This is a genomic window from Zunongwangia endophytica, from assembly GCF_030409505.1.
GTDB classification, from domain to species: Bacteria; Bacteroidota; Bacteroidia; order Flavobacteriales; family Flavobacteriaceae; genus Zunongwangia; species Zunongwangia endophytica.
Map to the genome: position 1 here is coordinate 115991 of NZ_JAUFPZ010000002.1, position 13055 is coordinate 129045.

12 protein-coding genes and 1 other RNA gene are annotated in these 13055 nt (G+C 34.0%); 8 read left to right on the plus strand and 5 right to left on the minus strand.

The annotated features are described in order from the left end of the window. The first annotated feature begins 16 nt into the window (after positions 1–16). On the plus strand, positions 17–598 hold the full coding sequence (locus QWY91_RS00715) for an RNA polymerase sigma factor (RefSeq protein ID WP_290230694.1): 582 nt from the start codon (positions 17–19) through the stop codon (positions 596–598). Beyond that, a complete protein-coding gene (locus QWY91_RS00720; protein WP_290230696.1) occupies positions 588–1007 on the plus strand; it encodes a hypothetical protein in 420 nt (139 codons plus the stop codon). Before QWY91_RS00715 ends, QWY91_RS00720 begins: the two co-directional genes overlap by 11 nt. Here QWY91_RS00720 and QWY91_RS00725 read toward each other — a convergent pair. Both QWY91_RS00725 and QWY91_RS00730 read right to left on the minus strand, forming a co-directional pair. Beyond that, on the minus strand, positions 1004–1417 hold the full coding sequence (locus QWY91_RS00725) for an acyl-CoA thioesterase (RefSeq protein WP_290230698.1): 414 nt from the start codon (positions 1415–1417) through the stop codon (positions 1004–1006). The genes QWY91_RS00720 and QWY91_RS00725 overlap by 4 nt on opposite strands. A gap of 1 nt (position 1418) precedes the next feature. Then, positions 1419–2486 carry a glutaminyl-peptide cyclotransferase gene (locus tag QWY91_RS00730; protein ID WP_290230699.1) on the minus strand — a complete coding sequence of 356 codons (1068 nt, stop codon included), beginning with the start codon at positions 2484–2486 and terminating at the stop codon, positions 1419–1421. 88 nt (positions 2487–2574) lie between these two features. On the opposite strand from QWY91_RS00730, the gene ffs reads away from it, so the two are divergent. From ffs to fsa, 3 genes are all read left to right on the plus strand, one after another. Then, positions 2575–2673: signal recognition particle sRNA small type (ffs, locus tag QWY91_RS00735), an RNA gene on the plus strand. A gap of 42 nt (positions 2674–2715) precedes the next feature. Then, complete coding sequence (locus QWY91_RS00740) at positions 2716–3534, plus strand: SDR family oxidoreductase (protein ID WP_290230701.1); 819 nt, start codon at positions 2716–2718, stop codon at positions 3532–3534. 68 nt (positions 3535–3602) lie between these two features. Beyond that, the gene (gene fsa / locus QWY91_RS00745) at positions 3603–4259 is read left to right on the plus strand and encodes a fructose-6-phosphate aldolase (protein WP_290230703.1); all 657 of its coding nucleotides are present in this window, start codon (positions 3603–3605) and stop codon (positions 4257–4259) included. A gap of 121 nt (positions 4260–4380) precedes the next feature. On the opposite strand, the gene QWY91_RS00750 is transcribed toward fsa, so the two are convergent. Continuing rightward, positions 4381–5796 carry a TlpA family protein disulfide reductase gene (locus QWY91_RS00750; RefSeq protein ID WP_290230705.1) on the minus strand — a complete coding sequence of 472 codons (1416 nt, stop codon included), beginning with the start codon at positions 5794–5796 and terminating at the stop codon, positions 4381–4383. 167 nt (positions 5797–5963) lie between these two features. Here QWY91_RS00750 and QWY91_RS00755 point away from each other — a divergent pair, with 167 nt between their 5' ends. Next, positions 5964–7580 carry an ABC-F family ATP-binding cassette domain-containing protein gene (locus QWY91_RS00755; RefSeq protein ID WP_290230707.1) on the plus strand — a complete coding sequence of 539 codons (1617 nt, stop codon included), beginning with the start codon at positions 5964–5966 and terminating at the stop codon, positions 7578–7580. Between the two features lie 105 nt (positions 7581–7685). On the opposite strand, the gene QWY91_RS00760 is transcribed toward QWY91_RS00755, so the two are convergent. Then, entirely contained in the window at positions 7686–10040 is a 2355-nt protein-coding gene (locus QWY91_RS00760; RefSeq protein ID WP_290230708.1) for a TonB-dependent receptor, read from the minus strand. A gap of 396 nt (positions 10041–10436) precedes the next feature. Between QWY91_RS00760 and QWY91_RS00765 the strand changes: the two genes are divergently transcribed. Continuing rightward, the gene (locus tag QWY91_RS00765; protein ID WP_290230710.1) at positions 10437–10799 is read left to right on the plus strand and encodes a CoA-binding protein; all 363 of its coding nucleotides are present in this window, start codon (positions 10437–10439) and stop codon (positions 10797–10799) included. On the opposite strand, the gene QWY91_RS00770 is transcribed toward QWY91_RS00765, so the two are convergent. Next, a complete protein-coding gene (locus QWY91_RS00770) occupies positions 10770–12233 on the minus strand; it encodes a sodium:solute symporter (RefSeq protein WP_290230712.1) in 1464 nt (487 codons plus the stop codon). The two genes, QWY91_RS00765 and QWY91_RS00770, sit on opposite strands and share 30 nt — an antisense overlap. An 83-nt stretch (positions 12234–12316) precedes the next feature. On the opposite strand from QWY91_RS00770, the gene recR reads away from it, so the two are divergent. Next, a complete protein-coding gene (gene recR, locus QWY91_RS00775; RefSeq protein WP_290230715.1) occupies positions 12317–12934 on the plus strand; it encodes a recombination mediator RecR in 618 nt (205 codons plus the stop codon). The last annotated feature ends 121 nt before the right edge of the window (positions 12935–13055 follow it).

Below are 13055 nucleotides of genomic sequence, written 5' to 3' on the forward strand. Positions count from 1 at the left end.
GTCGTCGTATACTTAAATGACCATCAAAGACGATCAAATTATCATCAATCAGATTCTTGGCGGAGATAAGCGATTATTTTCGGTACTGGTAGATCGTTACAAAAATCTGGTCTTTACATTATGTTTGCGCTTGCTTAAGAATAGGGAAGAGGCCGAGGAACTGGCACAGGATAGTTTCGTGAAAATCTATAAATCTCTAAATAAATTTAAAGGGAAGTCTAAATTTTCAACCTGGGTGTATCGTGTTACTTATAATAATTGTCTCGATTTTCTGAAAGCTAAAAAACGCAAATTTCAGGAGTTAAGTGTAGATGACTATGAAGGTTTTGAAATTGAAGATGTAGATAGTGCTATTAATAATTTAGAAGAAAAAGAGCGGAAAATGGCAATTCTTAGCTGTATCAAAATGCTAAGTGAAGATGATGCTTTTTTGCTGACTTTGCATTATTACGAAGATCAGTCGGTTAAAGAAATTGCTGAGGTAATGCAACTTTCCGAATCTAATGTGAAAGTGAAACTATATCGAAGCCGTAAACAACTTGCAGTGATTTTAAAAAGAAAATTGTCGAATGATATGTTGCTGAATTATGGAAACTAAAGAAAAGAAATTAGACGAATTTACTCAGAAAATTTTCAAAGAAACCGATCTGGAAACACCTACTTTTGATTTTACGAACAAGGTAATGACAGATTTGCCTGAAATAGATTTTAAGGTTGATCATAGTGAATTTCAATACAAGCCTCTAATTTCCAAAAGCGGTTGGACAATGATTGCAGCTCTATTGCTGATATTGGTCATTTCCCCATACTATTCTTCAGCTGTGATGGCTTCAGAAGAAATGATGAGTAATTGGGACAAATTTGGATCTTTTTTTAAACCGAGTTTCGATTCATCAAATTTCAGCATTTTAAATTCTGAAGTATTCGCTATTTCCTTAGCGCTTTTTGCCACTTATTTTTTATTAGAAATACTTTTGCTGAATAAATGGATGGATAAAAGAGCTTAATCTGAAGTTTCCTGAAATAAAAGTTTCATGTCTTCATCAATTCTTACTGGTCTATTAGAGCCATGTTTCAATAAACACCATGTTGTTTGAGCTTTTACTAGGATCTTATCGGTGTTTTTATCTTTTATGAGGACGTGACGAATGGAAGTAACATTCGTAATTTCATCAACATAAGTTTGTAGCAAAATATCATCATCCAGAAAAGCCTGTTGCTTATAATCGATTTCGTGCCGAACAACCACCCAAAAATATTCCTTTTTTTGATCTACAGAAGCGCGATCTTCCCAGTGTCCTTTAGCTACATCTTGAATCCATTGTACGTATTGCACGTTGTTTACATGATTTTGGTCATCAAGATCAGATTCAGTTACTTTCAGCTCTAATTGAAAAATTTGGGGTTTGGTAATCATATTATTTCTCTACGATTTTTACTTCGAATAACTTATCCCAATGTTTTCCGGTAACAAAAAGTTGCTTGGTGTGAGGATTGTAAGCGATTCCGTTAAGAACATGGTTTGTTTCGTCTAGTTCGTTTTTATTGTCAAGTTTATCTCTTAAACCTCTAAAATCGATAAGACCATCTATAGCGCCATTCTTAGGATTTATAATGGCAACACCATCTTTTTGATACGTATTTGCATAGATTTCTCCATCTACCCATTCTAATTCGTTCATTTTAGAAACTATATTTTTATGAGTAGCAATTTGTATGTAATCTTCTTCAGCTAAAGTTTCAGGATTTAATAACCATATTTTTTCGGTTCCATCACTTTTATAAATATGCTCACCATCATGGCATAATCCCCAGCCTTCTTTACTTTGATTGTAACTAAATGTTCCTGTTTTCTCGAAAGTATCGAGATTATAGATATAGCCTTCTTTGGCTCTCCAGGTTAATAGTATAATTTGATCTTTAAAAATGGTCATACCTTCACCAAAAACAGAATCGTCCAGATCGATTATTTTTAAAACTTCACCAGATTTTAGGTCAACTTTTCTAAGATCAGATTCGCCATATTCCCCGGTACTTTCATATAAAGTATCATTTAAAAATTCTAATCCCTGGGTATACGCTTTGGGATCGTGAGGATAAATGTTTACGATTTCGTAAGTGTATGCTTTTGGCGAAGTATTATTATAAATTTTGATGGATTTGGTCGTGGTATCTTTTTCGCCTTCGTAGAAAACTTCAGCTATGATCTCCTGATTTCCTAATTTTTGATCTTCAGAAGAAATATCGAAAGACCAGTTTGGTGATTTTGCACTGATTTTTTCAGTATTTAAATACACGATAACTGAATCGATTTTGAGCTCTTTTTTATTTTCAATGTGCCCAGAAATACGTTCGCCAAGTTTAAATTCCTTCTTGTTTTCTGCAATTTTTACACTAAAAGGCGATTTTTTTGATCCTGAATTGCTTCCGCAGGAAAAATATAGAAAAGCTAATGCTAAGATTAACAGAGATTTAAATTTCATCATTTTTAATACTACTATTTTGTAGGGCTAAATTAACTAATTCTGTTTAAAAAATGCTTGCCAGAAGTACTAAAGATTGTATATTTGCACCCGGCAAGTCCCACACAACCAGCTCCTGCTGAATCCCCCAGGGCGGGAACGCAGCAAGGGTAAGTGGTCGCAGCGGTGTGATGTGGGTTACTTGCCTTTTTTTGTATCTGGAAATTAAGAAAAATAATCGCATATTTGCGCTATGAAAACAGATACTTTCTCTCAAAAAGTAGTCTTAATTACCGGCGGATCTTCAGGTATCGGTAAAGCGATTGGCGACTATTTAACTCAGCATAATTTTAAGGTTTACGGCACTAGTAGAAATTCTACAGGAAAATCATCAAATTTTAATCTTATAGATTTAGATGTTACTAAGGAAGATAGTATCTTTAAAGCAGTAAATTTAGTGCTAAGCAAGGAAGAGCGGATAGATATTTTAATAAATAACGCTGGTGTTGGAATAACAGGCCCGATTGAAGAGACGCCTACCGACGAAATTCGAAATGCTTTTGAAACTAATTTTTACGGCCCTATAAACATTTGCAAAGCGGTTTTACCGATAATGCGAAAGCAAAATGAAGGTCTAATTATTAATGTTACCTCTATAGCGGGATATATGGGATTGCCCTATCGCGGAATTTATTCGGCATCTAAAGCGGCATTAGAAATTGCTGCAGAGGCTTTACGAATGGAAGTAAAGGGTTTTAATATTAAAATGACAAGTATAGCTCCGGGAGATTTTGCTACTAACATAGCTTCGGGGCGTTATCATGCGCCGGTTTTAAGTGATTCTCCTTACAAGAAATCTTATGGAGAAACTTTAAAATTGATGAACGCGCATGTAGATGCCGGGCAGGATCCAAATATGATGGGTAAAGCTGTGCTTAATATTATAAACGAAAAAGCACCAAAAGGGCATTATAGAGTTGGTGATTTATTACAAAAAGCGAGTATTGTACTTAAAAAGATTTTGCCAGACAAGGCGTACGAGAAGATGCTAATGAATCACTATAAATTATAAATTGTACACATAAAGTGTTATTTTTACACTTAAATTGAATAGATCATAAACTTAAAAAAATCTGTAATATGAAATTTTTTATTGATACAGCTAATCTTGATCAAATAAGAGAAGCTCAGGAATTAGGTGTTTTAGATGGTGTAACTACCAATCCTTCTTTAATGGCAAAAGAGGGAATTACCGGGAAAGAAAATATTATTAATCATTATAAAAAAATCTGTGAAATCGTAACTGGTGATGTAAGTGCGGAGGTTATTTCTACAGATTTTGATAATATTGTAAAAGAAGGAGAAGAGCTTGCAGCGCTTCACGATCAAATTATTGTTAAAGTACCAATGATCAAAGAAGGTATTAAGGCGATAAAATATTTTAGCGATAAAGGAATTAAAACCAACTGTACTTTAGTGTTTTCTGTAGGACAGGCTTTATTAGCTGCTAAAGCAGGAGCAACTTATGTTTCTCCATTCCTAGGTCGTTTAGATGATATTTCTACAAACGGTCTTAACCTAATCGAAGAAATTAGATTAGTTTATGATAACTACGGTTACGAAACTGAAATCTTAGCAGCATCTATACGTCACACCATGCACGTTATCGATTGTGCAAAAATTGGTGCAGATGTAATGACAGGGCCACTTTCTTCTATCGAAGGATTGTTGAAACATCCATTAACTGATATTGGATTAGAGAAATTCTTAGCTGATTATAAAAAAGGAAACGAGTAATTTCCTTGAATATATAAAACTGAAAAAGCTGCCCTAGGGCAGCTTTTTTTATATTCTTATCTCCGACTTTTTCTTCAACTAAGTTCTATTTCAATCTGATAACTGAAAGAAAAAGTAATTCCTAGTTATTTATAAATTCCAGAAGTTTCGATTCAAACTCAGCAGATGTGCTTAGTGCTTCATCACCTTTTACGATAACGGCATTTTTATCTAAGAAGTTTATTCGGTATAAATATTTGGTAGCAACATTCTCTCCAAACGCTCTGTTTGATAATTGATATTGGTTGGATTTATCGTAGTTATTTTCATCCATAACCCGTAGCCATTTTTTATGCTGACCTATGTCCAGATTAATTCCAATAAAATCTAATTCAGGATATTTCTCTCTTAAATTTTGGATTGTTTGAAATTGCCAAAGATAGCGCCTTGAATTATTGGCTGACCAAAAATATACTATCGTCTTTCTATTTATAGCATCCTTATAAGTAATTTCTTCGCCGTTGCTATTTCGAATCGTAAAATCGGCGATGGACTTTCCCGTAAAATAATTTGTTTGAATGTCTGCGAGCTCATTTATTTCATCGATATCGCTATATTTTATTTTTTTTGCAAAATCTAAAACCTCATTCAAGTCTTCTTCGTTAGAGGCCATAGTTACCGCTTTACTAAGAAGGATATCTAAAAATTTGTTTTTTATGGCCGGGGTGTTAGAAAGTGAATCTATTAGAGAAGCCCTGCGTTTTACGTTTTCAAAATTAGATATATTATAGCAATCTCTTTCTTTATGCTTCTCTATACAATGCTCTATAGCTCTCGTGCGTAAGTAATCGTCTATAGTATTGGTGTAAACGTAGTAATTTTGAAGAAGCTCATTATCAAAATCTATGGAATCTCTATAATTGTTGAAATCTTCTGGAATAAGATCAGTAAAATCTGAATGATATTTTTTTATAAGGTAAGTATAGCGTTCCCGTAAATCATAAAATTCGTAATCGATACTTTGCTTAGCTAATTCAAGAAAGTTTTCACTTAAATCGTGACCTTCCACATTTTTATTAAATTCAGCCATTCTGGTTTTGTGGATCGAATCGCTAATTTTTTTAAATGCTTTAGGTTTAATTTTATAATAATCTAATACCAAATTGTTATTAGCTCGATTTCTTAGAAATAAATCAAGTAAAAAAGAACTTTCTTTACTTCCTCTACCACTAAAATTTAAAGATTGGTCAAAATCGTATGTATTAACCCATACAATAATGCTGTCTCCCGGTTCTAAATAAACTACTTGGTTTTCTGGATTATGCTGAAAAGTGTAAATCCCGGCATCTAATTTTGGAAGATATTTACCGAATTGATTATCCTCGTTTAACTGGATCGTGTCTATCGGTTCCTGATCTTTAGAGATGATCACATAATTCGTATTTGGATTAACAATTTTACCGCCAATATAAATGTTCCCATTATTTGCGCTATCATTTTTGCAACAAACGAAGAGGAACACTGTAGAAATAATACTGAAAAGAAAAAATTTTCTCATCCAAAAAAATTATATATCCATAGCTAAAACTGATTTCTATTAACAGCAAATATAGATGGTGCCCAAAACCTTGCATGTTAAGCACGAGTTAAAAGGAATTTTAAAAACGTTAATCTTTTAGAAAGTGTACAATATATGCTACTTTTGCCAAAAATTTAAAGGAATTTATGCTTTCAGTTTCAAATCTTTCGGTTCAGTTTGGTAAAAGAGTTCTTTTTGATGAAGTGAATACCACTTTTACTGATGGGAACTGCTACGGAATTATTGGTGCCAACGGTGCCGGTAAATCTACATTTTTAAAAATATTATCAGGAAAATCCGATCCAACCTCCGGGCATGTACATTTAGAGCCTGGTAAAAGGATGTCGGTACTGGAGCAAAATCACAATTTATTTGACGATTATCCGGTTTTAGAAGTTGTTTTGAGAGGGAATAAACCACTTTTCGAAATCAAGACTGAAATCGATGCTTTATATGCAGATTATTCAGATGAAAATGCTGAGCGTATTGGCGAGCTACAGGTGCAGTTTGAAGAAATGGACGGATGGAATGCCGATAGTGCTGCTGCTTCGCTTTTATCGAATTTAGGGATTAAAACAGAGCATCATTATACTTTAATGAAAGATCTGGATGGTAAGCAAAAAGTACGAGTGTTGTTAGCGCAGGCACTTTTTGGAAATCCTGATGTTTTAATTATGGATGAGCCTACCAACGATTTGGATTACGAAACAATTAGTTGGTTAGAAAATTTTCTTGCTCATTACGATAATACGGTAATTGTTGTTTCTCACGACCGTCACTTTTTAGATGCGGTATGTACACATATTTCTGATATCGATTTTGGTAAAATAAACCACTTTAGTGGTAATTATTCTTTCTGGTACGAGTCTTCTCAATTAGCAGCGAGGCAACGTGCACAGCAAAACAAGAAATCTGAAGAGAAGAAAAAGGAACTTCAGGAATTTATCCAGCGTTTTAGCGCGAATGTTGCAAAATCTAAACAGGCAACTTCTCGTAAGAAGATGATCGATAAGTTGAATATTGAAGAAATTAAACCTTCTAGTCGTCGTTATCCCGCTATTATTTTTGATAGAGATCGCGAGGCAGGAGATCAAATTCTGAATATAGAAAAGTTAGAAGCTTCTATTGAAAATGAAACGCTTTTTAGTGGTATAAATATCAATTTATCTAAAGGCGATAAAGTGGTTGTTTTTTCTAGAGATAGTCGTGCGACTACTGCTTTTTACGAAATAATAAACGGAAGAGAAGAACCCGTTTCTGGTAAATATAGTTGGGGAGTAACAACTTCACAATCTTACCTTCCATTGGATAACTCCGAGTATTTTGAGAATGATCTTACGCTTGTAGATTGGCTTAGACAATATGCGCAGACAGAAGAAGAAAGAGAAGAAGTCTTTATTCGTGGTTTTTTAGGGAAAATGTTATTTAGTGGGGAAGAAGCTCTTAAAACTAGTAATGTATTATCTGGAGGTGAAAAAGTACGTTGTATGTTAAGCCGAATGATGATGATGAGGGCTAACGTTTTGATGTTAGATGAGCCAACAAACCATTTGGATCTGGAATCTATTACCGCTTTTAATAATTCACTAAAGAATTTTAAAGGAACGGTGATGCTTACTACACACGATCACGAATTTGCACAAACTGTAGCAAATAGAATTATCGAGCTTACGCCAAACGGGGTGATAGATCGTTACATGACATTTGATGAGTATATGAGTGATTCTAAAATTAAAGAACAACGTGATAAAATGTATTCTTAAATTAAGGAATTTGACTATTCTATAAAATATAAAAAGCCTGAAGTTTTACTTCAGGCTTTTCTGGCTAAACAAACAAATTTTATCAAATGATATAACTTGTTTTCTTTAAAACATTCCGCCGCCTTGGGCTTCATCGTTATCTCTTTGTTTCCTTTTTAATTTCTTAGCATTATTACCTCCAAAACGATAGCTAAATCCTACATATACGTTTTGAAATTCACTTTTAAAAACTCCGTTTTGTTCGTAAGGTCTGGTAGTGCTAAACTTATATTCTTGTGTTCCAAAAACGTCATTGAAGTTTAAACTAACGGTAGCTTTGTTATCCAAAAACGAATAGCGCCCGCCAATATTCGCAAAAAATACATCTTCATTTTTAAACTGAAGTTCCTGGCTTGGTCCTCGGTAAAAACCGAATAACTGCAAAGTCAAATCTTCGGTGACAGAAAAGCTATTATTGATTCTTGCAGTGTATACAGTATTATCTACTTCAACAAAATCACTTCCTACAACACCACTTTGGGTTTGTTGGTACAATTCAAAACTTCCGTTAGCGCTCCACCATTCAGTAAATTTATAGTTAGAAGATAATTCAACACCATAAGCATTTGTGTCATCAAAATTGGCAAAGGAAATAAAAAGGCTCGCGGGATCTGATGGATCTTCTTCGATTAACTGATTAATGTTATCATTAATATTTCTGAAGAAAACACCTCCTGTAAAACTTCCGTTTTTAAGATTTCTGGTATAATTGAATTCTATAGAATTAGTAAACTGTGGTTGTAAATCTGGATTTCCTAATACCGTAATTGTTGGAGTGCTTATCTGTCTAACAGGACTTATCTGACTTAAACTGGGACGATCAATTCTTCGGCTATAACTTACCTGATAGGTATTTTTCTCGTTTGGAGTATAATTGAAATAACCGGAAGGATATAGCGTAATATAATCGTCGCTAAAAATATTTTCACCATATACTTCAGCATCAATATCAAAGTGCTCCAGACGTGCTCCTATTTGGTATGAAAATTTCTCGTAGGTTTGCCCAAAGGTGCTATAAAGCGAATAGATATTACGTTCGTAGTTGTAATCAGAGTCCTGCGCTAATGGATTGTTGGTATTATAATCTTGTTCGTTATTTAAGATTCTTGCCTCGGCGCCTGCTTCAAATTTAGATCGCTCTCCAATCGGTAAGGTGTAATCTATATTTGTTATTAAAGTTCCTCTTTCTTCATTTACATCTTCAGTATAAGAATTAAAAGAAGCATTTTCGCTGAAATTGGCAGTGAAATCTTCATCACCGTCATAATCATTATAATCTGCTTCAAATAGAATTTCGTGACCTTCTTTAGCAAACAAATGTTTAAATGCGAAATTGTAAGTAGCATTATTACTTTCAAAATCAATGTTCAGAAATTGGTCAAAATTGTTTGAAGGAGTATTTAGATAAATTGCGCTTACTGTCGCATCTAACCCACCATCAAAAATGTTTTGATTAGTATAGAAGCTAAAAGTATTATTATCGTCTAAGAAATAATCTATACCAACTTTATAAATATAGGAATTGTTATTATTCAGCATATCCAGATTTTGCTTCGCGTCTCTTCCTACCAAATTGATATTATTTATATTTTGGCGTTTTCCGAAATTGCTTCCTAGGTTGGCATAGAAATTAAATTTTCCCTGGCGATAGTTAAGATCCAAAGAACCATTTACACGTGCATTTTCGCCATAAGTGAGTCCGGTGTTTAAATTTCCGTTGAATCCGTTATTCGCATTTTTATGCAGAACAATATTTATAATTCCGCTCATACCCTCAGGGTTGTATTTTGCTGAAGGATTAGTAATTAGTTCAATTTTTTTGATTGAAGTAGAAGGGATCTGCTTTAATAATTGCGCAGGATCCATATTTGTTGGTTTGCCGTCAATTAAAATTCGCACATTAGAATTTCCTCGAAGCGCAATGTTACCATCTTGATCTACATTAACCGATGGCACATTATTCATAATTTCTGAAGCTGTTGCACCGGTTGTGGTTAGATCTTTGCCTACATTAATAATCTTACGATCAATTCGCTGTTCGATTGTAGAGCGTTCGGCAACTACGGTGACTTCATCCATTTCAGCAACAGAAGGATCAAGGTTAATGACTCCCAAATCCATTGCTCCGGAATTTCGCGTAATTTCAATTTCCTTTGAGAATTTGTTGTAACCGATAAATTGAATGCCTAGCGTATAATTCCCCGGTTTTACTTTTTTGATGATGAATGACCCGTCTTCTTCAGAAGTTGTACCTGTGATGATGTTGCCTTCAGTATCTTGCAAGCTAATAGTCGCATAAGGAACAGGTTCCTGCAATTGACTATCCATGATTTTCCCGGAAATTCTAGCGAATGGTTCGATCATTGCAACAGAATTGAAACTGGTAAAGGCTACGATAATGATTAAAAATAACTGTTTCATTTTTTGACTGATGTTTACTATTTGATGATGTAATGCAATAAAAGATACTTTGTATTGCATAATACTTATTTGTGTCTTTCTGCATTTTAATGGTTTCTACTATATAGACGACACTAAAAATAATATGTTACAGAAACTCTGAAAAAATATTAAAAAGTTCGCGCCTTGCAACCAGCGCGAACCTTAAAAGCATAGCTATCTTCTAACCATCAAAAAAAAGATAGCAACAGCATTTTTAGACTAGTCTTATCATAAAGACTGATAAGTTTTAAACTTGTTACACTAAATTTTAAAAAGTATTTTTACTCGATAATCGATATTACATGTTGAGATTTGCCTTGACATAAAATAAATTTTAAAAAAAATCATGGGCTTGCCCTGAGTTAATTAAATAATATGAAGAAAAAGACATTAGTAATAGGAGCATCAGCTAATCCAGCCAGATACTCTAATATGGCGATTAAAAAGTTGAAAAGTAAACAGCAACCCATCGTAGCTCTAGGATTAAGAGAAGGCGAAGTTGATGGAGTGAAGATCGAAAACGAAAAAATAATTTTTCCTGATATTGATACGGTTACATTATATGTTGGACCAAGAAATCAGCCCGAATATTACGAATATATAGTAGCCTTAAGCCCAAAACGAGTGATTTTTAATCCTGGTACAGAGAACCCAGAATTATATCGAATCTTAAAAGATAATAATATTGAATTCGAAAATGCCTGTACTTTAGTGATGCTTGGTACGAATCAATATTAATCCTAAAAAGGTAATTGCTCCATTTACAATTAGCAATTCATAATTGAAAACATAGCCGCCAAGATATTCTGGCGGTATATTACCAATTACAAAAGTTAAAGCCACAGAGATGATGGCAACGATCCATACCAGATGATCTTTGATTTTCATTTTGGTAAAAATCCCAAAAGCAAAAAGACCTAATAAGGGACCGTAAGTGTAACTCGCTGCTTTTAGCAAGAGATCGATCACACTGCTATCAAGCAAATATTTAAAAGCGATGATCACTACTACCAATAATACACTTATTAAAATGTGAGCACGCTTTCTAATACCTTTTTGATCACTTAACTCTCGCTTTTCAATATTGAGGAAGTCTACACAAAAGCTGGTGGTTAAACTGGTAAGCGCGCTATCTGCACTAGAATATGCAGCTGCAATGAGACCAAGTAAAAATATAATGGCAAGTCCCATTCCCATTTCAGCATTTAAAGCAATTTCAGGAAAAAGAAGATCTGTTTTCTCTTTACCATCTAGCGTGGGGATGCTAATTCCATTCTGTTCAGCATAAATAAATAATAGTGCTCCCAAGAATAGAAATAATATGTTTACTGGTATAAAAACCAAACTGTAAGACATCACATTTTTTTGTGCGTCTCTAAGACTTTTACAAGTTAGGTTTTTCTGCATCATATCCTGGTCTAAGCCCGTCATGCAAATAGTAATGAACATTCCGCCAAAGAAAGCTTTCCAGAAATAATCCTTTTCAAGAAAATTATCAAAATGAAAAGTTTCGGTATATGGCGCAAGTTCTGGTGCAGTAAAAAAGTCGTTAAACGTCCAGTTTAATTCGGTTGAAATAAAATAAATAGCAATACCTACAGAACCGAGCATAAATAAGGTTTGTAGTGTATCGGTATAGACAATTGTTTTAATTCCGCCTCGCGAGGTATAGATCCAAATAAGTAATATAGAAAGGACTACGGTAACTACAAAAGGAACATTCCATGCTTCAAAAACAAAATACTGTAATACGGTTGCCACAAGAAATAGTCGAAATGAGGCTCCTAGAACACGGGAAACAAAAAAGAAAAATGCACCGGTTTTATAACTAACATTACCAAATCTATTATTTAAATATTGGTAAATTGATGTTACATTAAGACTATAATAAATAGGCAGCAAGACAAAAGAAATGACCAAATAGCCAAATAGATAACCGGCCACCACCTGCATATAACTAAATTGTGAATCTCTAACCCAACCCGGTACCGATATAAAAGTAACTCCGGATAATGAGGCTCCTACCATTCCAAATGCTACGATGTACCATGGCGATTTACCTTCGGCTTTAAAAAAAGCTTCGTTACTATCTTCCTTACCAGTGAAATAAGAGATGAGCATTAAAACTCCAAAATAAATAACGATAAGCAGGACAATGTGTATGGGCTCCATATCTATAAATTTAACCAAATGCTTTGCAAACTTAGCATAATCGTAACTATTAGCATCGATTTAAAAATCGTAAATTTGTCGCTATGGATTTTTCTTCGAAATTATTGGAGCAGGCTGTGGACCAAATGTCCCAGTTGCCCGGTATAGGAAAACGTACCGCACTAAGGCTAGTATTACATTTATTACGACAGCCCGAAGCGCAAACCGAGCAGCTAACCAAGGCACTTTCTAAACTTAAATTAGAAGTAAAACGATGCCGAAATTGCTATAATATTAGCGATACCGAATTATGTGACATTTGTGCCAATCCTTCTAGAGAGGAAGAATTGGTATGTGTAGTAGAAGATATACGCGATGTAATGGCCATCGAAAATACAGGGCAATATCGTGGAATGTATCATGTACTGGGTGGAAAAATAAGCCCCATGGATGGAATAGGACCATCACAACTTACTATTAAACCACTTATAGATAAAGTGAAAGATGGGAAAATTACAGAAATAATTTTCGCTTTAAGTAGTACTATGGAAGGGGATACCACCAATTTCTATATTTACAAACAGTTAGAAGGGACCGGTATTAAAACTTCTACGATAGCAAGAGGAATTAGCGTTGGTGATGAGCTAGAATATGCAGATGAAGTAACTCTTGGGAGAAGTATAACCAATAGAGTTCCGTTTGAAAATAGCTTAAAAAGTTAAAAACCATTTGGAGTTCTACTTTCAGGTTGAACGATGAAATTGTAAATTTACAGCGGTTTTTATTGAAATTTGATATAGAATATTTTTTAGTGAATTTATATTTTATTGATTTTTTAATATT